The sequence below is a fragment of the Streptomyces marispadix genome (genome assembly GCF_022524345.1).
GTDB classification, from domain to species: Bacteria; Actinomycetota; Actinomycetes; order Streptomycetales; family Streptomycetaceae; genus Streptomyces; species Streptomyces marispadix.
The window spans coordinates 4,104,482-4,123,473 of sequence record NZ_JAKWJU010000002.1 but is presented as its reverse complement, the minus strand read 5'-3'; the positions used below and the strand labels follow the sequence as shown (position 1 = coordinate 4,123,473).

Annotated in this window: 28 protein-coding genes and 2 pseudogenes; 1 reads left to right on the top strand and 29 read right to left on the bottom strand. The window is 67.7% G+C overall.

Annotated features, from left to right (window positions below; translation table 11 throughout):
• Positions 1–65: 65 nt before the first annotated feature.
• From MMA15_RS17350 to MMA15_RS17225, 26 genes and pseudogenes are all read right to left on the bottom strand, one after another.
• On the bottom strand, positions 66–734 hold the full coding sequence (locus MMA15_RS17350; RefSeq protein ID WP_241060866.1) for an adenylate kinase: 669 nt from the start codon (positions 732–734) through the stop codon (positions 66–68).
• A complete protein-coding gene (gene secY, locus MMA15_RS17345; protein ID WP_241060865.1) occupies positions 734–2,047 on the bottom strand; it encodes a preprotein translocase subunit SecY in 1,314 nt (437 codons plus the stop codon). The genes MMA15_RS17350 and secY overlap by 1 nt, the downstream gene beginning before the upstream one ends.
• A 158-nt stretch (positions 2,048–2,205) precedes the next feature.
• Entirely contained in the window at positions 2,206–2,670 is a 465-nt protein-coding gene (gene rplO, locus MMA15_RS17340; protein WP_241060862.1) for a 50S ribosomal protein L15, read from the bottom strand.
• A gap of 1 nt (position 2,671) precedes the next feature.
• The gene (rpmD, locus tag MMA15_RS17335; RefSeq protein ID WP_241060860.1) at positions 2,672–2,854 is read right to left on the bottom strand and encodes a 50S ribosomal protein L30; all 183 of its coding nucleotides are present in this window, start codon (positions 2,852–2,854) and stop codon (positions 2,672–2,674) included.
• Positions 2,854–3,456 (bottom strand): 30S ribosomal protein S5, encoded by a 603-nt coding sequence (gene rpsE / locus MMA15_RS17330; RefSeq protein ID WP_028433263.1) that lies wholly within the window; start codon positions 3,454–3,456, stop codon positions 2,854–2,856. The genes rpmD and rpsE overlap by 1 nt, the downstream gene beginning before the upstream one ends.
• Positions 3,457–3,499: 43 nt before the next feature.
• Positions 3,500–3,882 (bottom strand): annotated as a pseudogene (gene rplR, locus MMA15_RS17325) (50S ribosomal protein L18).
• 3 nt (positions 3,883–3,885) lie between these two features.
• Positions 3,886–4,425, bottom strand: a complete 540-nt coding sequence (rplF, locus tag MMA15_RS17320; protein WP_241060858.1) for a 50S ribosomal protein L6 — start codon at positions 4,423–4,425, stop codon at positions 3,886–3,888.
• A gap of 23 nt (positions 4,426–4,448) precedes the next feature.
• The gene (gene rpsH, locus MMA15_RS17315) at positions 4,449–4,847 is read right to left on the bottom strand and encodes a 30S ribosomal protein S8 (protein ID WP_241060856.1); all 399 of its coding nucleotides are present in this window, start codon (positions 4,845–4,847) and stop codon (positions 4,449–4,451) included.
• A 238-nt stretch (positions 4,848–5,085) separates the two neighbouring features.
• Positions 5,086–5,271, bottom strand: coding sequence for a type Z 30S ribosomal protein S14 (locus MMA15_RS17310; RefSeq protein ID WP_028433259.1), 186 nt, complete (start codon positions 5,269–5,271; stop codon positions 5,086–5,088).
• Positions 5,272–5,273: 2 nt separating this feature from the next.
• A complete protein-coding gene (gene rplE / locus MMA15_RS17305) occupies positions 5,274–5,834 on the bottom strand; it encodes a 50S ribosomal protein L5 (RefSeq protein WP_241060855.1) in 561 nt (186 codons plus the stop codon).
• Positions 5,834–6,157 (bottom strand): 50S ribosomal protein L24, encoded by a 324-nt coding sequence (rplX, locus tag MMA15_RS17300; RefSeq protein ID WP_241060854.1) that lies wholly within the window; start codon positions 6,155–6,157, stop codon positions 5,834–5,836. Before rplX ends, rplE begins: the two co-directional genes overlap by 1 nt.
• 2 nt (positions 6,158–6,159) lie before the next feature.
• Complete coding sequence (gene rplN, locus MMA15_RS17295) at positions 6,160–6,528, bottom strand: 50S ribosomal protein L14 (protein WP_027738919.1); 369 nt, start codon at positions 6,526–6,528, stop codon at positions 6,160–6,162.
• A gap of 128 nt (positions 6,529–6,656) precedes the next feature.
• Complete coding sequence (rpsQ, locus tag MMA15_RS17290; RefSeq protein WP_241060853.1) at positions 6,657–6,941, bottom strand: 30S ribosomal protein S17; 285 nt, start codon at positions 6,939–6,941, stop codon at positions 6,657–6,659.
• Complete coding sequence (rpmC, locus tag MMA15_RS17285; RefSeq protein ID WP_028433254.1) at positions 6,941–7,165, bottom strand: 50S ribosomal protein L29; 225 nt, start codon at positions 7,163–7,165, stop codon at positions 6,941–6,943. The genes rpsQ and rpmC overlap by 1 nt, the downstream gene beginning before the upstream one ends.
• Positions 7,165–7,584, bottom strand: a complete 420-nt coding sequence (gene rplP / locus MMA15_RS17280; protein ID WP_028433867.1) for a 50S ribosomal protein L16 — start codon at positions 7,582–7,584, stop codon at positions 7,165–7,167. Before rplP ends, rpmC begins: the two co-directional genes overlap by 1 nt.
• A gap of 5 nt (positions 7,585–7,589) precedes the next feature.
• Positions 7,590–8,426 carry a 30S ribosomal protein S3 gene (gene rpsC, locus MMA15_RS17275; protein WP_241060851.1) on the bottom strand — a complete coding sequence of 279 codons (837 nt, stop codon included), beginning with the start codon at positions 8,424–8,426 and terminating at the stop codon, positions 7,590–7,592.
• Positions 8,426–8,773, bottom strand: a complete 348-nt coding sequence (gene rplV / locus MMA15_RS17270) for a 50S ribosomal protein L22 (protein WP_241060849.1) — start codon at positions 8,771–8,773, stop codon at positions 8,426–8,428. Before rplV ends, rpsC begins: the two co-directional genes overlap by 1 nt.
• Before the next feature lie 43 nt (positions 8,774–8,816).
• A complete protein-coding gene (rpsS, locus tag MMA15_RS17265) occupies positions 8,817–9,098 on the bottom strand; it encodes a 30S ribosomal protein S19 (RefSeq protein ID WP_055485903.1) in 282 nt (93 codons plus the stop codon).
• A gap of 14 nt (positions 9,099–9,112) precedes the next feature.
• Positions 9,113–9,949 (bottom strand): 50S ribosomal protein L2, encoded by an 837-nt coding sequence (gene rplB, locus MMA15_RS17260; protein WP_070017416.1) that lies wholly within the window; start codon positions 9,947–9,949, stop codon positions 9,113–9,115.
• 39 nt (positions 9,950–9,988) lie between these two features.
• A complete protein-coding gene (gene rplW, locus MMA15_RS17255) occupies positions 9,989–10,321 on the bottom strand; it encodes a 50S ribosomal protein L23 (RefSeq protein WP_241060847.1) in 333 nt (110 codons plus the stop codon).
• On the bottom strand, positions 10,321–10,986 hold the full coding sequence (gene rplD / locus MMA15_RS17250; RefSeq protein ID WP_241060845.1) for a 50S ribosomal protein L4: 666 nt from the start codon (positions 10,984–10,986) through the stop codon (positions 10,321–10,323). The genes rplW and rplD overlap by 1 nt, the downstream gene beginning before the upstream one ends.
• Positions 10,987–10,995: 9 nt before the next feature.
• Entirely contained in the window at positions 10,996–11,640 is a 645-nt protein-coding gene (gene rplC / locus MMA15_RS17245; RefSeq protein WP_241060844.1) for a 50S ribosomal protein L3, read from the bottom strand.
• Between the two features lie 16 nt (positions 11,641–11,656).
• A complete protein-coding gene (gene rpsJ / locus MMA15_RS17240) occupies positions 11,657–11,965 on the bottom strand; it encodes a 30S ribosomal protein S10 (RefSeq protein ID WP_016909683.1) in 309 nt (102 codons plus the stop codon).
• Positions 11,966–12,352: 387 nt separating this feature from the next.
• Entirely contained in the window at positions 12,353–13,579 is a 1,227-nt protein-coding gene (locus MMA15_RS17235) for an aminotransferase class V-fold PLP-dependent enzyme (RefSeq protein WP_241060842.1), read from the bottom strand.
• Between the two features lie 12 nt (positions 13,580–13,591).
• A complete protein-coding gene (locus tag MMA15_RS17230; RefSeq protein WP_241060840.1) occupies positions 13,592–14,098 on the bottom strand; it encodes a MarR family winged helix-turn-helix transcriptional regulator in 507 nt (168 codons plus the stop codon).
• A gap of 40 nt (positions 14,099–14,138) precedes the next feature.
• Complete coding sequence (locus tag MMA15_RS17225; RefSeq protein ID WP_241060838.1) at positions 14,139–15,101, bottom strand: GlxA family transcriptional regulator; 963 nt, start codon at positions 15,099–15,101, stop codon at positions 14,139–14,141.
• 69 nt (positions 15,102–15,170) lie between these two features.
• Between MMA15_RS17225 and MMA15_RS17220 the strand changes: the two genes are divergently transcribed.
• Positions 15,171–16,133, top strand: coding sequence for an NADP-dependent oxidoreductase (locus MMA15_RS17220; protein WP_241060837.1), 963 nt, complete (start codon positions 15,171–15,173; stop codon positions 16,131–16,133).
• Positions 16,134–16,297: 164 nt separating this feature from the next.
• Here the strand turns inward: MMA15_RS17220 and panD are convergent.
• From panD to tuf, 3 genes and pseudogenes are all read right to left on the bottom strand, one after another.
• Positions 16,298–16,705, bottom strand: a pseudogene (gene panD / locus MMA15_RS17215) (aspartate 1-decarboxylase); the annotation flags it as partial.
• Positions 16,706–16,879: 174 nt separating this feature from the next.
• Positions 16,880–17,437, bottom strand: a complete 558-nt coding sequence (locus MMA15_RS17210) for a YceI family protein (protein ID WP_241060836.1) — start codon at positions 17,435–17,437, stop codon at positions 16,880–16,882.
• Positions 17,438–17,624: 187 nt separating this feature from the next.
• Entirely contained in the window at positions 17,625–18,818 is a 1,194-nt protein-coding gene (tuf, locus tag MMA15_RS17205; RefSeq protein ID WP_241060835.1) for an elongation factor Tu, read from the bottom strand.
• Between the last annotated feature and the right edge of the window lie 174 nt (positions 18,819–18,992).

Here is an 18,992-nt window from a genome sequence, read left to right as displayed (position 1 = left end):
CGTGTACGAAGCCGGATGCCGGCGGGCTGAGCTGACGGAACGCTTCGTCCCGTCCGGCCGGGACGTCAGTCGGCGACCGAGTCCCTGGCGGCGTCCAGAGCCTGCATCGCGCGCCCGGTCACCTCGCCGACCTCGCCCAGCGCCGAGATCGTGGTGACGAGGTCCTGACGCTTGTAGTGGTCGATGATCGGCTCCGTCTCGCTGTGGTAGACGGCCAACCGCTTGCGTACGGTCTCCTCGCGGTCGTCGTCCCGCTGATACAGCTCGCCGCCGCACGCGTCGCACACCCCGTCCTTCTTCGGCGGGCTGTACTCGGCGTGGAAGACGTGGCTGCTGTCGCTGCGGCAGATCCGGCGGCCCGCGATCCGCTTGACGACCTCTTCCTCCGGGACCTCCAGGTCGAGGACCGCGTCGAGCCGCTGCCCCTGCTCCTCTAGATGACGGTCGAGCGCCTCGGCCTGCGCGATGTTCCGCGGAAAACCGTCGAGCAGGAATCCGTCCACCGCGTCCGGCTGCGACATCCGGTCCGTCGCCATGCCGATCGTGACCTCGTCGGGTACGAGCTGGCCCGCACGCATGTACTCCTGGGCCTGCTGCCCGAGCGGGGTGCCCTGGCTGATGTTCGCGCGGAAGATGTCACCCGTGGAGATGTGCGGAATCGACAGGTTCTCGGCGAGGAACGCGGCCTGCGTTCCCTTACCCGCGCCAGGCGGTCCGACGAGGACGATACGCATCAGCGGAGGAACCCTTCGTAATTGCGCTGCTGAAGCTGGCTCTCGATCTGCTTCACGGTCTCGAGCCCGACGCCCACGATGATCAGAATGCTCGTCCCGCCGAACGGGAAGTTCTGCTGGGCACCGAACGCGATCAGCGCGACGGTCGGCACCAGAGCGATCAGTCCGAGATACAGAGACCCCGGCCATGTGATGCGGTTCAGCACATAGCTCAGGTACTCGGCAGTGGGACGACCTGCCCGGATGCCCGGGATGAAGCCACCATACTTCTTCATGTTGTCGGCGACTTCTTCGGGGTTGAAGGAGATCGCGACGTAGAAGAACGCGAAGAAGACGATCAGCACGAAGTACGTGACGATGTAAAGCGGGTGGTCACCCTTGACGAAGTGGGCCTGGATCCACTGCGCCCAGCCCGCCTGAGAACCGCTGAACTGAACGATCAGCGCGGGAATGTAGAGCAGCGACGAAGCGAAGATGACCGGAATCACACCCGCCTGATTCACCTTCAGCGGAATGTAGGTGGACGTGCCGCCGTAACTGCGCCGCCCGATCATGCGCTTCGCGTACTGAACGGGAACGCGGCGCTGGGCCTGTTCCACCAGCACCACGAGAGCCACCATTGCGAGACCGCTGACGATCACGGCGCCGAACTCGATCCAGCCGTCGGCGAGTTTGCCCTGCTTCTTGATGGCCCACAGCGCACCGGGGAAGCCCGCGGCGATCGAGATGAACATCAGGATGGACATGCCGTTGCCGATGCCGCGGTCCGTGATCAGCTCGCCGAGCCACATGATGAACGCGGTGCCGGCCGTCATGCAGATCACCATCGTGACCGTCGTGAACACCGACTGGTCCGGGATGATCTGGTCGCGTACCTGGCACTGCGGGAACAGGGTGCCGCTGCGGGCGGTGGCGACGAGCCCCGTCGCCTGGAGGATCGCCAGAGCGACCGTCAGATAACGCGTGTACTGCGTGATCTTGGCCTGCCCGGCCTGCCCCTCCTTCTTCAGCGCCTCCAGCCGCGGAATGACCACGACGAGGAGCTGGAGAATGATGCTCGCGGTGATGTACGGCATGATGCCGAGCGCGAAAATGGTCAACTGCAACAGCGCGCCACCGCTGAACATATTGACCAGCCCGAAGAGGCCCTGGTTTCCCTTGGCCTCGTTCATGCACTGGTTGACGTTCTCAAAGCTGACACCCGGCACCGGAACGTGCTGCCCCAACCGGAAGAGCACCACGATGCCGAGCGTGAACAACAGCTTCTTTCGCAGGTCGGGCGTCTGGAACGCCCGGGCGAACGCGGTGAGCACGGTGCCTCCTGCGCCCCCCGCGTCTCGCGCGAGAGGTGACGGTCTTGGGGTCGACAGATACCAACAGTGCCCGCCACCTTACCGGCGACGGTGCCCGCCGTGGAACGACGGACCGGGGACGCCCCGTTGGGACGTCCCCGGCCAGTCAGTCAACGAACTCAGCCAAGCTCGGTGACGGTGCCGCCGGCAGCGGTGATCTTCTCCTTGGCGGAGCCGGAGACCTTGTCGACGGTCACCGTCAGAGCCACGGAGATCTCGCCGGTGCCGAGCACCTTGACGAGCTCGTTCTTGCGAACGGCGCCCTTGGCGACCAGATCGGCCACCGTGACCTCGCCGCCCTTGGGGTACAGCTCGGCCAGCTTCTCCAGGTTCACCACCTGGAACTGCTTGTGGGCAGGGTTGCGGAAGCCCCTCAGCTTGGGCAGCCGCATGTGCAGCGGCATCTGCCCGCCCTCGAAGTTCTCCGGAACCTGGTAACGGGCCTTCGTGCCCTTGGTGCCACGTCCGGCCGTCTTGCCCTTCGACGCCTCACCACGACCCACACGGGTCTTGGCGGTCTTGGCGCCCGGGGCCGGCCGGAGGTTGTGGACCTTCAGCGGGTTGCCCGACGAAGAGTCAGCCATCTCAGTCGACCTCCTCGACCGTGATGAGGTGCCGGACGCTGTGCAGCATCCCGCGCACCTCGGGACGGTCCTCACGTACGGATACGTCGCGGACCCTCTTCAGGCCGAGCGTCCGCAGCGTGTCCCTGTGGTTCTGCTTCGTACCGATGACGGAGCGCGTCTGCGTGATCTTCAGGCGGGCCATTACGCACTCACCCCGGCACGGGCCCGCAGCAGAGCGGCAGGCGCCACGTCCTCGAGCGGCAGACCACGGCGGGCGGCGATCTCCTCGGGGCGCTGAAGGCCCTGAAGCGCCGCACGCGTGGCGTGCACGATGTTGATCGGGTTCGCGGAGCCGAGCGACTTGCTGAGCACGTCGTGGATGCCCGCGCACTCCAGCACGGCACGCACCGGGCCACCGGCGATCACACCGGTACCGGGCGAAGCCGGCTTGAGCAGCACGACACCCGCGGCCTCCTCACCCTGGATCGGGTGCGGAATGGTGCCCTGGATGCGCGGGACCTTGAAGAAGTGCTTCTTGGCCTCCTCGACGCCCTTGGCGATGGCGGCCGGCACCTCCTTGGCCTTCCCGTATCCGACACCCACGGTGCCGTCGCCGTCGCCCACCACTACGAGCGCGGTGAAGCTGAAGCGGCGACCGCCCTTGACAACCTTGGCCACGCGGTTGATCGCGACGACGCGCTCAACGTACGCGGTCTTCTCGGCGGCGGCGCCGCCGTCCCGGCCCTTGCGGTCCCGACGCTCGCCGCCACCGGCGCCGCCACCGCGGCGCTGGGGTCCAGCCATTGGAATTACCTCTCTCCTTTATCCGCTCAGCGCGGGAACCGGCTCAGAACTTGAGCCCGGCTTCACGGGCGGCGTCAGCCAGAGCGGCAATCCGCCCTGCGTACTTGTTTCCGCCGCGGTCGAACACGACGGCCTCGACACCCGCTGCCTTCGCACGCTCGGCGACGAGGGCGCCCACCTGCTTGGCCTGCGCGCTCTTGTCGCCGTCACCACCGCGGATCGACGCGTCGAGCGACGAAGCCGAAGCCAGCGTGTGGCTACCAGGTCGTCCACAACCTGCGCGACCATGTGGCGGTTCGAACGCGTCACCACAAGACGAGGACGGGCGGGAGTGCCCGAGACCTTCTTGCGGATGCGGATGTGACGGCGCTTGGCGGCGGCGCGCTTGTAGGCGTCGCCCTTAGCGATCTTCACGCCGTATGCCATGGCTTACTTACCAGCCTTTCCGACCTTGCGGCGGATGGTCTCGCCCGCGTACTTCACGCCCTTGGCCTTGTACGGGTCGGGGCGGCGGAGCTTGCGGATGTTGGCGGCGACCTCGCCGACCTTCTGCTTGTCGATGCCCTCGACCGAGAACTTGGTCGGCGACTCGACCTTGAACGAGATGCCTTCCGGCGCCTCGACCAGGATCGGGTGGCTGTAGCCCAGCGAGAACTCCAGGTTGGAGCCCTTCGCCTGGACGCGGTAACCCACGCCGCTGATCTCGAGTTCCTTGGTGAATCCCGTGGTCACGCCAGTGATCATGTTCGCCACCAGCGTGCGGGACAGACCGTGCAGGGCCCTGTTCCGGCTCTCGTCGTTCGGACGCGAGACGACGAGCGCGCCGTCCTCGCCCTTCACGATCTCGATGGGCGCGGCAACGGTGTGCGAGAGGGAACCCTTGGGTCCCTTCACGGCGACCGCCTGGCCATCGATGGTGACGTCCACACCGGCGGGAACCTGGATGGGGAGCTTGCCGATACGCGACATTGCTTTGCCTCCGTTCCCTTCCGTTACCAGACGTAGGCGAGGACTTCCCCGCCCACGCCCTTCTTCTGTGCCTGCTGGCCGGTGAGGAGCCCGTGGGACGTGGAGATGATCGCCACGCCCAGGCCGCCGAGCACCTTGGGCAGGTTGGTGGACTTCGCGTAGACCCGCAGGCCCGGCTTCGAGATCCGCTTGATGCCGGCGATCGAGCGCTCGCGGTTCGGCCCGAACTTCAGCTCCAGCACGAGGCTCTTGCCGACCTGGGCCTCCTCGGTGCGCCAGCCGGTGATGTAGCCCTCCTGCTGGAGGATCTCCGCGATGTGCGACTTGATCTTGCTGTGCGGCATCGCGACGGAGTCGTGGTACGCCGAGTTCGCGTTACGCAGACGCGTCAGCATGTCCGCGATCGGATCGGTCATTGTCATGTGATGGCCTTCGGCCTCTCTCGCCGGGGTTTCCTGTATGCGCCCTCCTTCTCCCCGTACAGGGACGGGACAGGTGGGGTGCGGGGACCTACGGCGTAGTAAGACGGTCACGGTCGGCGGGCGGCCTGCCGCACAGCCGCTGGGCAGTGTGCGGCGGGCACCCGGCCGGCCTTGATGCTCTTACCGAGAGTCCTGGCTGGCCCGTGTCCGTTCGCCCACGAGGAGCGAACGGCGCGGGTTACCAGGAGCTCTTGGTGACGCCCGGCAGCTCGCCGCGGTGTGCCATCTGACGGAGGCACACACGGCACAGGCCGAACTTGCGGTAGACGGAGTGCGGACGGCCGCAGCGCTGGCAGCGCGTGTACGCGCGGACAGCGAACTTCGGCTTGCGGCTCGCCTTGGAGATCAGAGCCTTCTTCGCCATGGTCAGTTCTCCTTGAACGGGAAGCCGAGGTGACGGAGAAGGGCGCGGCCCTCGTCGTCGTTGGTCGCCGTGGTGACCACGGTGATGTCCATGCCCCGAACCCGGTCGATCTTGTCCTGGTCGATCTCGTGGAACATGACCTGCTCCGTGAGACCGAAGGTGTAGTTGCCGCGCCCGTCGAACTGCTTCGGCGACAGCCCGCGGAAGTCGCGGATGCGCGGCAGCGCGAGGGAGAGCAGGCGGTCCAGGAACTCCCACATGCGGTCGCCGCGCAGCGTCACGTGCGCGCCGATCGGCATGCCCTCACGCAGCTTGAACTGCGCGATGGACTTGCGGGCCTTCGTCACCGCCGGCTTCTGGCCGGTGATCGTGGCGAGGTCCTTGATGGCACCGTCCATCAGCTTTGAGTCGCGGGCGGCGTCGCCCACACCCATGTTGACCACGATCTTCGTGAGACCGGGGACCTGCATGACGTTCTCGTACTTGAACTCGTCGTGCAGCTTGCCCTTGATCTCGGAGCGGTAGCGCTGCTTGAGGCGCGGTGCTTCTGTGGTGGCAGTCATCAGATGTCCTCACCGGTCCGCTTGGCAACGCGGATCTTGTTGCCGTCGTCGTCGAAGCGGTACCCGACGCGGGTGACGACCTTCTTGCCGTCCTTCTCCACCACGAGCTGCACGTTGCTCACGTGGACCGGGGCCTCGGTCGTCACGATGCCGCCCGTCTTCGAACCACGAGCGGTCTGGTAGGCCTTGGTGTGCTTCTTGACCCGGTTGACACCCTCGACCAGGACGCGGTCCTCGCGAGGGTAGGCCACGATGACCTTGCCCTGCTTGCCCTTGTCCTTGCCGGTGATGACCTGGACCAGGTCGCCCTTCTTGATCTTCATCGTCACAGCACCTCCGGCGCGAGCGAGATGATCTTCATGAACTTCTTCTCGCGCAGCTCCCGGCCGACAGGGCCGAAGATGCGGGTGCCGCGGGGGTCCCCGTCGTTCTTGAGGATGACCGCCGCGTTCTCGTCGAAGCGGATGTACGAGCCGTCGGGCCGACGGCGCTCCTTGACGGTGCGCACGATGACGGCCTTGACGATGTCGCCCTTCTTCACGTTCCCGCCCGGGATCGCGTCCTTGACGGTAGCGACGATGACGTCACCGACGCCCGCGTAGCGCCGGCCCGAGCCGCCGAGCACACGGATGGTGAGAATCTCTTTCGCACCCGTGTTGTCGGCGACGCGCAGCCGGGACTCCTGCTGGATCACGTCTATCTCCTGATCGTCTGCCGGTTCCCGGCAGGGTCACACCCTCGGGGTGCGCCCTGCCGAGCCTGGCGGAACTGTCCTGGGAGGTACCCAGGCTGATTGCCAAGCCAATTCCTCAGCGGAACTGCCTACTTCGCCTTCTCAAGGATCTCGACGATGCGCCAGCGCTTGGTCGCGGACAGCGGCCGGGTCTCCATGAGGAGTACGCGGTCGCCGACCCCGGCGGCGTTCTGCTCGTCGTGCGCCTTGAGCTTGTTGGTACGGCGGATGACCTTGCCGTACAGCGCGTGCTTGACGCGGTCCTCGACGGCGACGACGACGGTCTTGTCCATCTTGTCGCTGACGACCAGGCCCTCGCGGGTCTTGCGGAAGCCGCGCTCCTGCTTCTTCTCTGTCACATTCGTCTCGCTCATCAGGCGCTCTCCACCGTCTCGATGCCCAGCTCACGCTCACGCATCAGGGTGTAGATCCGGGCGATGTCCTTACGCACGGCCTTCAGACGACCGTGGTTCTCCAGCTGCCCGGTCGCCGCCTGGAAGCGGAGGTTGAACAGCTCTTCCTTGGACTCGCGAAGCTTGCCGAGAAGCTCCTCGTCGCCCAGCTCACGCAGCTCGGAGGCCTTCGTACCGGCCGCCATCACGACTCACCTGCCTCGCGCCGAACGATCCGGCACTTCATCGGAAGCTTGTGGGCGGCGCGGGTGAGCGCCTCCTTGGCAATCTTCTCGTTCGGGTAGGACAGCTCGAACATCACCCGGCCCGGCTTGACGTTCGCGACCCACCACTCCGGAGAGCCCTTGCCGGAGCCCATGCGGGTCTCGGCGGGCTTCTTCGTCAGCGGGCGGTCCGGGTAGATGTTGATCCACACCTTGCCGCCACGCTTGATGTGACGGGTCATGGAGATACGAGCTGCCTCGATCTGCCGGTTCGTCACATACGCGGCGGTGACGGCCTGGATGCCGTACTCGCCGAACGAGACTTCGGTGCCACCCTTGGCCATGCCCGTGCGCTTCGGGTGGTGCTGCTTACGGTGCTTGACCCTGCGCGGGATAAGCATGGCGGTCAGCCCTCCTTCCCGGCAGCGCCGGGCTCTGCTGCCGCACCGGCGGGAGCCGCCGCCTCGGCCTTGGGGGCCTCGGCAGGTGCGCTCTGCTGCTGCGGCTTACGGCCTCGGCCACCGCGCTCGCCACCGCGACGGGGGCGGTCGCTGCCGCCACCGCGGGACGGGCGGTTGCCCGCACGTGCGGCGGCGTTCTCGGCGCGGACCTCGGCGATGTTCTTGACGTCACCCTTGTAGATCCAGACCTTCACGCCGATACGGCCGAAGGTGGTCCTGGCCTCGAAGAAGCCGTAGTCGACGTTCGCCCGGAGGGTGTGCAGAGGCACGCGGCCCTCGCGGTAGAACTCCGAGCGGGACATCTCGGCGCCGCCGAGACGGCCACCGCACTGGATCTTGATGCCCTTCGCCCCGGCCTTCATCGTCGTCTGCATGCTCTTGCGCATGGCGCGACGGAAGGAGACGCGGGAGGAGAGCTGCTCGGCGACGGCCTGGGCAACGAGCTGCGCGTCAGTCTCCGGGTTCTTCACCTCGAGGATGTTGAACTGGATCTGCTTGCCCGTCAGCTTCTCCAGGTTGCCCCGGAGCCTGTCGGCCTCGGCGCCGCGGCGGCCGATGACGATGCCGGGACGTGCGGTGTGCACGTCGACACGTACGCGGTCACGGGTGCGCTCGATCTCCACCTTGGAGATACCGGCCCGCTCCATGCCCTGCGTGAGCATCTTGCGGATCGCGACGTCTTCCTTGATGTAGTCCTTGTAGAGCTTGTCGGCGTACCAGCGCGACTTGAAGTCGGTGGTGATGCCGAGGCGGAACCCGTGCGGGTTTACCTTCTGGCCCATTACCGGGTTCCTTCCTTGCTGCTCACGACCACGGTGATGTGGCTCGTCCGCTTGCGGATCCGGTAGGCACGCCCCTGGGCGCGCGGACGGAAACGCTTCAGAGTCGGGCCCTCGTCGACGTACGCCTCGGAGATGACGAGGCTGTCGGCGTCCGTGTGGTCGAAGTTGTGTGCGGCGTTGGCGATGGCGCTGTCCAGCACCTTGCCCACCGGCACGCTCGCGGCCTGCGGGGCGAAGCGCAGGACCGCCTGAGCCTCCGTGGCAGGCAAGCCACGGACGAGGTCCACCACCCGGCGGGCCTTCATGGGCGTGACGCGCACATAGCGCGCTGAGGCCCTGGCTTCCATGGTTGTCCCTTCGGTGTCAGTCATAGGTCTTCACACCCCGCCATCAGCGACGACGCGACTTGCGGTCGTCCTTGACGTGGCCGCGGAAGGTGCGGGTCGGCGCGAACTCGCCGAGCTTGTGGCCGACCATCGACTCGGTGACGAACACCGGGACGTGCTTGCGGCCGTCGTGCACCGCGATCGTGTGGCCGAGCATGGCCGGGACGATCATCGAGCGGCGGGACCAGGTCTTGATGACGTTCTTGGAGCCCGCGTCGTTCTGCGCGTCCACCTTCTTGATCAGGTGGTCGTCGACGAAGGGCCCCTTCTTGAGACTGCGCGGCATCTAAAACCCGCCTCCTAGCGCTTCTTGTTCGTCTTGCGGCGGCGGACGATGTACTTGTTGCTGGCCTTCTTCGGCGAGCGCGTACGGCCCTCCTTCTGACCCCACGGCGAAACCGGGTGGCGGCCACCGGAGGTACGACCCTCACCACCACCGTGCGGGTGGTCGATCGGGTTCATGACCACACCGCGGACGGTCGGGCGGACGCCCTTCCAGCGCATGCGGCCGGCCTTGCCCCAGTTGATGTTCGACTGCTCGGCGTTGCCGACCTCGCCGACGGTGGCGCGGCAGCGGACGTCGACCAGCCGGATCTCGCCGGACGGCATGCGCAGGTGGGCCATGCGGCCCTCCTTCGCCAGGAGCTGCACGGACGCACCGGCGGACCGGGCGAACTTCGCGCCGCCGCCGGGCCGCAGCTCGATGGCGTGGATGGTCGTACCGACCGGGATGTTGCGCAGCGCCAGGTTGTTGCCCGGCTTGATGTCGGCCCCCGGACCGTTCTCCACGCGGCTGCCCTGCGTGAGGCCGGCGGGCGCGAGGATGTAGCGCTTCTCGCCGTCGGCGTAGTGCAGCAGCGCGATGCGCGCGGTGCGGTTCGGGTCGTACTCGATGTGCGCGACCTTGGCGGGCACGCCGTCCTTGTCGTGACGACGGAAGTCGATCACTCGGTAGGCGCGCTTGTGGCCGCCGCCTTGATGGCGAGCGGTCACACGACCGGCGTTGTTACGGCCGCCCTTGCTGTGCAGCGGGCGGACCAGTGACTTCTCCGGCGTGGACCGCGTGATCTCGACGAAGTCGGCGACACTGGCGCCACGACGGCCCGGAGTCGTCGGCTTGTACTTGCGGATACCCATTTCTCAGTCCTCGTCCGATATCGGACGGTCCTGTCTCCGTCAGGAGACCGGGCCGCCGAAGATGTCGATGCGGTCGCCCTCGACCAGGGTCACGATGGCGCGCTTGGTGTCCGCGCGCTTGCCGTAACCGGTACGGGTGCGCTTGCGCTTGCCCTGCCGGTTGATCGTGTTGACCCCGCTGACCTTGACCGAGAAGACCGCCTCGACGGCCTGCTTGATCTGGGTCTTGTTGGCGCGCGGGTCGACGATGAAGGTGTACTTGTTCTCGTCCAGCAGCGCGTAGCTCTTCTCCGAGACCACGGGCTTGATCAAGATGTCCCGCGGGTCCGAGAACGTCTTGCTGGGCGCCTGCGCGGGTGTCGCCTCGCTCATCAGGCTTCGCTCCCTTCGAGCTGTGCGGTGGCGGCCTTCTGCGGACCGGCCACGAAGGACTCGAAGGCGGCCTTGGTGAAGACCACGTCGTCGGAGACGAGCACGTCGTACGTGTTGAGCTGGCCCGGCTCCAGGATGTGGACCTGGGGCAGGTTCCGCGCGGAGAGCCAGGCGGACTCGTCGTCGCGCTCGGCGACCAGCAGCACGTGCTTGCGCTCGCTGATCTTGCCCAGCAGCGTCTTCGCGGCCTTCGTGGAGATCTCGTTCTCCACTACGCCGGAGACGACGTGCACACGGCCGTGACGGGCACGGTCCGAGAGGGCACCGCGCAGGGCGGCGGCCTTCATCTTCTTGGGCGTCCGCTGCGAGTAGTCGCGAGGAACGGGACCGTGCACGATGCCACCGCCGGCGAACTGCGGGGCGCGCGTCGAGCCCTGACGGGCGCGGCCGGTGCCCTTCTGGCGGTACGGCTTCTTGCCACCGCCGCGGACCTCGCCGCGGGTCTTGGTCTTGTGCGTGCCCTGGCGGGCAGCCGCGAGCTGCGCGACGACGACCTGGTGGATCAGCGGGACGCTGACCCGTGCGTCGAAGATCTCCGAGGGGAGTTCGACGGTCCCGGCCTTGTCGCCGGCAGGCGAAAGGATGTCAACGGTACTGGTAGTCATGGTTTAACCTCAGGCCCCCTTGGCCGCGGTGCGGACCAGGACGAGGCCGCCGTTCGGACCCGGGACCGCGCCCTTGATGAGCAGCAGGCCCTTCTCCGCGTCAACGGCATGGACGGTCAGGTTCTGGGTGGTGACCCGCTCGTTGCCCATGCGGCCGGGCATCCGCGTGCCCTTGAAGACACGGCCGGGTGTGGCGCAGCCGCCGATGGCACCGGGCTTGCGGTGGATGCGGTGCGCACCGTGCGAGGCCTTGCCGCCGCGGAAGCCGTGGCGCTTCATGCCGCCGGCGAAGCCCTTGCCCTTGGACTTGCCCGTCACGTCCACCTTGACGCCGGCCTCGAAGGTGTCGGCGTTGATCTCCTGGCCGGGGCTGTAGTCACCGGCGTCGGAGGTACGCAGCTCGACGAGGTGCCGGCGGGGAGTGACGTCGGCCTTGGCGAAGTGGCCCTTGAGGGGCTTGTTCACCTTGCGCGGGTCGATCTCGCCGAAGGCGATCTGAACGGCTTCGTAGCCGTCCTTGTCTGCGGTGCGGACCTGGGTCACGACGTTGGGCCCGGCCTTGACGACGGTCACGGGAACGACGCGGTTGTCGTCGTCCCAGACCTGGGTCATGCCGAGCTTCTCACCCAGGACGCCCTTGATCTGCTTAGCCATCTTCTTCCCGCACCCCTCAGAGCTTGATCTCGATGTCGACGCCGGCCGGGAGGTCCAGGCGCATCAGCGAGTCAACGGTCTTGGGCGTCGGGTCGAGGATGTCGATCAGACGCTTGTGGGTGCGCATCTCGAAGTGCTCGCGCGCGTCCTTGTACTTGTGCGGCGACTTGATGACGCAGTACACGTTCTTCTCTGTGGGCAGCGGCACCGGGCCTGCGACCGACGCGCCAGTGCGCGTCACCGTCTCGACGATCTTCTTCGCCGAGTTGTCGATGACCTCGTGGTCGTAGGCCTTGAGCCGGATGCGGATCTTCTGTCCCGCCATGGCTACTTCGTAGTCCTGTCTCTCGTAACGCTCTGGAACCCATGGGTTTCGTCCGCCCTTCGACTCCCCGACCCACGCGGTCGGGCGTGTCGTACCCCTTCTCGCAATGAACCCAGGACGGATTCCCTTGAAAAGGAAGGATTCGGGGGTACGGACCCACCGGGTGCCTGGTTGGAAGCCCCTCCTGCACTTCCCGGAAGATTCCCGTACTTCCGCTCCTGATGAGGAGCGACGAATACGCTGGGACTCGCTTCCGGTCCTCCCGGCGGGAGGCGCGCAGCATCGGCACTCAACCGAGCAACCTGGACAGTGTGCCATAAGGCGTTTGCCCGGTGCCAATCGGCCCGATGACCCTCTCCGGCGGTACGCGGCGGGGACGGAGCCCGGTCAACGGCCTCGGCTCGGGGCGCAGTTCAGCACTTCGAGTGCACGGTCGACGTGCTGCACGGTATTGCACAGATGCGGCGCGAGTCTGATGTTGCCCTCGCGGACCGCGATGTGGATCCCCTCACGTTCGAGGAGCGCGGCGGTCCGGTCGGCCCGGCCACGGCGAGGGCGGAACACCACGAGGTTCGAGCGTTCCGGCGGCGTACTCGGCCCGACAGGCTCGTACAGCTCGCGGTCGATTCCGTCCAGGAGCCGCTGGACGAGGCGCTGCCCGTGCGCGTGCACGGCCTCGGAGCCGATGTGCGCGAGCAGTTCGACGGCGCTCTTCCAGGCAGCGGTGTTGAGGAAGGCCGCGGGACAGAACACGTCAAGGCCGCGCACGCCGACGTCCTCGATCGTGTAGGAGCGCATGTGCTCCAGTCCCCTCCCCCGCTGCTGGGCGAGCCAGTAGACGCGCCGCGCCTGGATCTTGGAGAGCAGAGACGGTGCGAGCCAGGCGAATCCCGTGCCGTACGGACCGCACATCCACTTGTAGCCGCACGATACGAGCGCGTCGACGGGCGCCGCCGCGACATCGACGGGGCGTGCGCCCACCGCCTGCGAGCCGTTCACGACGAAGAGCACCCCGGCCGCGCGGCAGATCCCGCCCAGCGCTCCGAGGTCCGCCGCCGCCCCCGTGAAGGAGTCGACCCAGGTCAGCGCGAACACCCGGGTCCGTGGCGTGATCGTGTCACGTACCCGCTCCGGGTCGACGAAGCCGTACGGACCGCGCGGCACGAATCGCACCCGTACACCGTGCTGTCGCTGTGCGAGCCACGGCAGCACGGTGGCCGGATAGTCGCCCTCGACGCACAGCACCTCGTCTCCCTCCCGCCAACCGAGGCCGTAGGCAATGGCGTTCAGGCCGTGGGAGGTGCTGTCGCCGAGCACGATCTCCTCCGGGCTCCCTCCGACGAACGCGGCGAGCAGGCCGCGCAGTTGCTCCGGCCGCTCGATGAAGGCCCCGTCGGGGATGAGATGCGGAGCGGCCTTCTCCTGTGCCGCCTCGCAGGCAGCACGCACCGCGGAGGCGGGCATCGGCCCCTGGTGCGCGGTGTTCAGCCATACGTGCCCGTCCTGATCGCCGAAGTACGCGGTGTAGTCCGGCAGTCGGGCCGTGCCTGCCGGGTCCGCCGGCCCCTCCGTCTCTCCCGCGTCCGTCCCCGCCTGCGGTCTCCTCGCTGCCATGCGCGCGTCCTCTCAGCGTCCGGCGGCGGTCGATACGACGCAGTCCTCACCGCGGCAGACGGCGTGCTCGCACAGCCGGCATACGCGGCGGGCCTCCGTACGGTCGCCGGCGAGCTGTGGGAGCAGCCCCTTGAGCGCTCGCTCCAGACCGGCGGCCTCCGCCTCGGTCAGTCCGTCGACGACGCTCTTCAGCGCTTCCCGGCGGGCGCGCAGCATCTCGTCGGCCGCGGCGTCCCCGGCGTCGCTGAGGTTCAGCCCGCGCGTACGGCCGTCGGGGCCGGGGCCGCGGACCAGCAGTCCCGAATCGGCCAGCCGTCCCACCACGCGTACGCAGCCGGAGTGCGTCATGCCGAGGGTTTCGGCCAGTTCGGAGACGGACTGCCCGGGGCGGGCCCTGACGGTGAGGACCGCGGCGACTCCCGCGGGGTCCAGCCCCGATGTCTGCCGCAGCGTCCGGTCGAGCAGATCACCGAGGCCGACGGTCAGTGCGCCCAGCCAGTTCGCGGTCAGCGTCGTCATCGACAAAGCATGACACAGACACATGTCTCGCGCATACGTTTCAGCGCCCGGACGTCGCCCGCACCCGGTCCGCGGTACGGAACGTACGCCTGTACGCGAGCGGCGAGACGCCGATCGCCGCCTGAAGATGCTGACGCAGCGAGGCGGCCGTCGCGAACCCGGCCCGCGCCGCGACCTGATCCACGGACAGATCGCTGCTCTCCAGCAGATGGCGCGCCCTGGCCACCCGCTGCTGGATGACCCAGCGGCCCGGACTCGTGCCCACCTCGTCGTGGAACCTGCGGGCGAAGGTACGCAGGCTCATCTGCGCGTGCGCCGCCAAGTCGGCCATCGTCAGCGGCAGATGGAGCCGCTCCAGCGCCCACTGCCTGGTCGCGGAGGTGCCCGCGTCCGGAGTCTCGGGCACGGGGTGCTCGATGTACTGGGCCTGACCGCCGTCCCGCCACGGGGGTACGACGCACAGCCGTGCCACCCGGTTCGCCAGCGCGGCGCCATGATCGTTGCGTACGACGTGCAGGCACACGTCCATGCCGGAGGCGGCGCCGGCGGAGGTCAGCACGTCCCCGTCGTCGATGAACAGCACGTCCGCGTCGAGCTCTACGGCGGGGAAGAGACGGCGGAAGTCGGCGGCCAGCGCCCAGTGGGTCGCGGCCCGGCGGCCGTCGAGGCGCCCGGCGGCGGCCAGCACGAAGGCGCCCGTACAGATGGAGACGATGCGGGCGCCGGAGGGGATCAGTTCGAGGGCGCGGGCGACCGGCTCGGTCAGCTCCGCGGTGGCCTGGGAGATGTCGAAGGGAGGGATCACCACCGTGTCGGCTGTGGCCAGCGCCTCCGGGCCGTGCCCGACGTCGACGGCGAAGTCGGAATCACTGCGTACGGGGCGACCGTCGACGCTGCACGTGACCACGTCGTAGCGACCGCCGGCCGACCCGAACACCCGGTGGGGGATGCCGAGTTCGAAGGGATAGACGCCGTCCAGGGCCAGGACCACCACGCGATGCATGGCACGATCCTATCGAAGGCTGGCGATTCTGCCATTGCCGATGATGACCTGTCGCGACAGCCTGAGTGCATGAGACAGACCGAGACATCCGGCGCCATGCGCGCCATCAGCCAGGACGAGCTGGGCGAACCCGGCGTGCTGAAGGAAGTGGAACTGGAACGACCGCAGCCGGGCCCCGGTCAGGTGCTCGTGAAGGTGCGCGCCGCAGGCGTCAACCCGACGGACTGGAAGCACCGTCGCTACGGGGCCTTCCTGGGCAGCCCGCCGTTCGTACTCGGCTGGGACGTCTCCGGGGTGATCGAGGCGACCGGGCTGGGCGTCACCGTGCACAAGCCGGGCGACGAGGTGTTCGGGATGCTGCCCTATCCACACGGCGCCGGGTCACACGCCGAGTACGTCCTCGCGCCGGCACGTGCCCTTGTCCGTAAGCCCGCACAGCTCGGCCACGTGGAGGCGGGCGCCGTACCTCTCGCGGCGCTGACCGCCTGGCAGGCCCTCGTCGACACGGCCGAACTGCGTTCCGGGCAGCGGGTGTTGATCCACGCGGCGGCAGGCGGCGTCGGGCATCTGGCCGTGCAGATCGCCAAGGCGAGGGGCGCACATGTGACGGGTACGGCCAGCTCCGGCAAGCACAAGATGCTGCGCGGCCTCGGCGCGGACGAGCTGATCGACTACAGGGAGAGCGACTTCGCCGACGTGGCACGGGACATGGACGTCGTACTCGACACCGTCGGGGGCACGGACCATCGCACCCGCTCGCTGCGCACGCTCCGCAGCGGTGGCACGCTGGTGTCGATCACCCTTGAGGAGCCCGAAGCCCTGGCCGAGGAGGCGGCGCGCCTGGGGGTACGTGCGGAGGTGATGCTCGTCGAGGCCGACCACGCGGGCATGAGCGCTGTCGCGGCGCTCGCCGAGGCGGGCAGCCTCAGCCCGGTCATCGCGGGCACCTTCCCGCTGGCGGACGCGGCGAAGGCCCACGAGGTCGGGGAGACGGGGCGCACGGCCGGGAAGCTGGTGCTCGACCTGAGCTGAGCGGCGGCTGCGGCGCAGGCCGGAGCGGGCCGGACCGGGTCAGGGCACCCGCCGCGGAGTCAGCCCGCCATGGACGCTGCGGACGGCGCGGGCGCCGGTGACGCCCCGGACACCGATGCCCCCGAGGACGCCGGAGATACCGAGTTCGGCTCCGGCACCTGCGCCGCCCGCGGGCTGCGAGCCGCGTCACCGCCGGGCACCGGCTCCGACGCATCGGTACCGAGGCCGACGATCCGGTTGTCCGCGTCGACATGTACGACGGCGGGGCGCAGCGTCCGCGCCTCCGCGTCGTCGACCTGCGCGTAGCTGATCAGGATGACGAGATCGCCGGGGTGCACCAGATGGGCGGCGGCGCCGTTGATGCCGATGACGCCGGAGCCGCGCTCGCCCTCGATGACGTACGTCTCCAGGCGCGAGCCGTTGGTGATGTCGACGATGTGGACCAGCTCGCCGGGCAACAGGTCGGCGGCGTCCATGAGTTCGGCGTCCACCGTGACCGAACCCACGTAGTGCAGATCGGCCTCGGTGACGGTGGCCCGGTGGATCTTGGACTTGAACATGGTGCGCAGCATGGGGTCGCTCCTGGGCGAAGAGGGTCGCGCCCTCGTAAGAGGTGCGCGCCGACCCGGCCATCGTAGAGGACCACGCCGACGGTCCGATGCGACCGGGATCACCCCCGCACGAGCCGCCCCACACCGTGATCTCTTGTGGCTCACGATGTGGGGCCGGCGTACTCGCGCTGTCGGTCAGCCCTTCCTGACGGCCGAGACCTCGAACTCCAGCGTGACCTTGTCACTCACCAGGAATCCGCCGGTCTCCAGTGCGGCGTTCCAACTCACGCCGAAATCCTGACGGTTGATCGTGGTGGTGCCCTCGAAGCCGATACGGCTGTTCCCGAAGGGATCGGTGGCCTGGCCCTCGTAGGTGAACGGGACGGTGACCGGCCGGGTCACACCCTTGATCGTGAGGTCACCGGTGACTTCGAACTCGTCGTCGCCGCTCTGCCGCACCCCTGTGGACCGGAAGACGATCTCGGGGTACTCCTCCATCTTCAGGAAGTCGTTGCTCCGCAGATGCGAGTCGCGGTCGGGGTTGCGTGTGTCGATGCTCTCGGCCTTGATGACCAGCTCGACCGACGACTGCTCGGGCTTCTCACCGTCGATGTGGGCGGTGCCGGTGAAGTCGTTGAAGGCGCCGCGGACTTTGGTCACCATCGCGTGGCGTGCGACGAAACCGATGCGTGTGTGGGCGGGGTCGAGGTCGTAGTCCCCGGTCAGCGCGGCGTAGTCGTTCGTGGTGGTCATGGCTTCCTCCAAGGTTCGCGGTGCTTGCACCAGCCCCAACCTTGTTGAAGGATGAACTATTCCTCTCTCGGTCACGGAATCGGCCGGTCCAAGGGCGGCCCCCCGCACAGCACGGAGGGCCCGTACGACCGGAGTCGTACGGGCCCTCCCCCGGCCTCACGACCGGGCAACGCTCAAGGTGTACAGGTCACTTGATGATCTTCGTGACCTGACCGGCGCCCACGGTGCGGCCACCCTCACGGATGGCGAACTTCAGGCCCTCTTCCATGGCGACGGGCTGGATGAGCTGCACGCTCATCTCGGTGTTGTCGCCCGGCATGACCATCTCGGTGCCCTCGGGGAGGGTCACGACGCCGGTCACGTCGGTGGTACGGAAGTAGAACTGCGGGCGGTAGTTGTTGAAGAACGGGGTGTGCTTACCACCCTCGTCCTTCGACAGGATGTACGCCTGGCCCTCGAACTCCGTGTGCGGCGTGACCGAACCCGGCTTGATGATGACCTGGCCGCGCTCGACGTCCTCGCGCTTGATGCCGCGGAGGAGCAGACCGACGTTCTCACCGGCCTGGCCCTCGTCGAGGAGCTTGCGGAACATCTCGATACCGGTGACGGTCGTCGAGGTCTTCTGCTCCTTGATGCCGATGATGTCGACGTTCTCGTTCACCTTCAGCACACCGCGCTCGATGCGGCCGGTGACGACCGTACCGCGGCCGGTGATGGTGAAGACGTCCTCGATCGGCATCAGGAACGGCTTCTCGACATCGCGCTCCGGGTTCGGAATCGCGTCGTCGACGGCGTCCATGAGCTTCGCGACGGAGTCGGCCCACTCGGCGTCGCCCTCAAGGGCCTTGAGCGCGGAGACCTTGACGACGGGAACGTCGTCGCCCGGGAACTCGTACTCGGAGAGCAGCTCACGGACCTCGAGCTCGACGAGCTCCATGATCTCCTCGTCGTCCACCATGTCCGCCTTGTTGAGGGCGACCACGATGTACGGGACGCCGACCTGGCGGGCCAGGAGGACGTGCTCCTTGGTCTGCGGCATCGGGCCGTCGGTGGCGGCGACCACGAGGATGGCGCCGTCCATCTGCGCCGCACCGGTGATCATGTTCTTGATGTAGTCCGCGTGACCCGGGCAGTCCACGTGAGCGTAGTGACGGTTCTCCGTCTGGTACTCGACGTGCGCGATGGAGATCGTGATTCCGCGCTGGCGCTCTTCGGGCGCCTTGTCGATGTTCTCGAACGCGGAAGCCTCGTTCAGCTCCGGGTACTTGTCGTGCAGCACCTTGGTGATCGCCGCGGTAAGAGTGGTCTTACCGTGGTCGATGTGACCGATGGTGCCGATGTTGACGTGCGGCTTAGTCCGCTCGAACTTCGCCTTCGCCACTGGGGTCCTCCTGTGGACTGGTGCTGTACACCCTCCACATTCTGCGGAGGGGTTCAGATGGTCGTTATGAACCGGTCAGGACCCCGAGGGGGATGCCCTTGACCAGTTCGCTTGGGGGGCTGGCGGCCGGAGACCCGGCGCAGCCGAACGAAACCGCACGTTCTGCGCCGGAGT

What these genes read in the sequence shown, in the direction of transcription:
- MMA15_RS17220 (WP_241060837.1), top strand. Translation starts at nt 15,171, where the DNA reads ATGAGACAGACCGAGACATCCGGCGCCATGCGCGCCATCAGCCAGGAC.
- rplB (WP_070017416.1), bottom strand. Translation starts at nt 9,949, where the DNA reads ATGGGTATCCGCAAGTACAAGCCGACGACTCCGGGCCGTCGTGGCGCC.
- rplO (WP_241060862.1), bottom strand. Translation starts at nt 2,670, where the DNA reads ATGGCTGACTCTTCGTCGGGCAACCCGCTGAAGGTCCACAACCTCCGG.
- MMA15_RS17230 (WP_241060840.1), bottom strand. Translation starts at nt 14,098, where the DNA reads ATGACGACGCTGACCGCGAACTGGCTGGGCGCACTGACCGTCGGCCTC.
- MMA15_RS17350 (WP_241060866.1), bottom strand. Translation starts at nt 734, where the DNA reads ATGCGTATCGTCCTCGTCGGACCGCCTGGCGCGGGTAAGGGAACGCAG.
- MMA15_RS17225 (WP_241060838.1), bottom strand. Translation starts at nt 15,101, where the DNA reads ATGCATCGCGTGGTGGTCCTGGCCCTGGACGGCGTCTATCCCTTCGAA.
- rpsE (WP_028433263.1), bottom strand. Translation starts at nt 3,456, where the DNA reads ATGGCTGGACCCCAGCGCCGCGGTGGCGGCGCCGGTGGCGGCGAGCGT.
- rpsC (WP_241060851.1), bottom strand. Translation starts at nt 8,426, where the DNA reads ATGGGCCAGAAGGTAAACCCGCACGGGTTCCGCCTCGGCATCACCACC.
- MMA15_RS17235 (WP_241060842.1), bottom strand. Translation starts at nt 13,579, where the DNA reads ATGGCAGCGAGGAGACCGCAGGCGGGGACGGACGCGGGAGAGACGGAG.
- rplP (WP_028433867.1), bottom strand. Translation starts at nt 7,584, where the DNA reads ATGCTTATCCCGCGCAGGGTCAAGCACCGTAAGCAGCACCACCCGAAG.
- rplX (WP_241060854.1), bottom strand. Translation starts at nt 6,157, where the DNA reads ATGAAGATCAAGAAGGGCGACCTGGTCCAGGTCATCACCGGCAAGGAC.
- rpmC (WP_028433254.1), bottom strand. Translation starts at nt 7,165, where the DNA reads ATGGCGGCCGGTACGAAGGCCTCCGAGCTGCGTGAGCTGGGCGACGAG.
- rpmD (WP_241060860.1), bottom strand. Translation starts at nt 2,854, where the DNA reads ATGGCCCGCCTGAAGATCACGCAGACGCGCTCCGTCATCGGTACGAAG.
- rplV (WP_241060849.1), bottom strand. Translation starts at nt 8,773, where the DNA reads ATGGAAGCCAGGGCCTCAGCGCGCTATGTGCGCGTCACGCCCATGAAG.
- rplF (WP_241060858.1), bottom strand. Translation starts at nt 4,425, where the DNA reads ATGTCGCGTATCGGCAAGCTCCCCATCCAGGTTCCCGCCGGTGTGGAC.
- rpsQ (WP_241060853.1), bottom strand. Translation starts at nt 6,941, where the DNA reads ATGAGCGAGACGAATGTGACAGAGAAGAAGCAGGAGCGCGGCTTCCGC.
- MMA15_RS17210 (WP_241060836.1), bottom strand. Translation starts at nt 17,437, where the DNA reads ATGACCACCACGAACGACTACGCCGCGCTGACCGGGGACTACGACCTC.
- rplC (WP_241060844.1), bottom strand. Translation starts at nt 11,640, where the DNA reads ATGGCTAAGCAGATCAAGGGCGTCCTGGGTGAGAAGCTCGGCATGACC.
- MMA15_RS17310 (WP_028433259.1), bottom strand. Translation starts at nt 5,271, where the DNA reads ATGGCGAAGAAGGCTCTGATCTCCAAGGCGAGCCGCAAGCCGAAGTTC.
- rplE (WP_241060855.1), bottom strand. Translation starts at nt 5,834, where the DNA reads ATGACTGCCACCACAGAAGCACCGCGCCTCAAGCAGCGCTACCGCTCC.
- rpsH (WP_241060856.1), bottom strand. Translation starts at nt 4,847, where the DNA reads ATGACAATGACCGATCCGATCGCGGACATGCTGACGCGTCTGCGTAAC.
- rplW (WP_241060847.1), bottom strand. Translation starts at nt 10,321, where the DNA reads ATGAGCGAGGCGACACCCGCGCAGGCGCCCAGCAAGACGTTCTCGGAC.
- rplD (WP_241060845.1), bottom strand. Translation starts at nt 10,986, where the DNA reads ATGACTACCAGTACCGTTGACATCCTTTCGCCTGCCGGCGACAAGGCC.
- rpsJ (WP_016909683.1), bottom strand. Translation starts at nt 11,965, where the DNA reads ATGGCGGGACAGAAGATCCGCATCCGGCTCAAGGCCTACGACCACGAG.
- rpsS (WP_055485903.1), bottom strand. Translation starts at nt 9,098, where the DNA reads ATGCCGCGCAGTCTCAAGAAGGGGCCCTTCGTCGACGACCACCTGATC.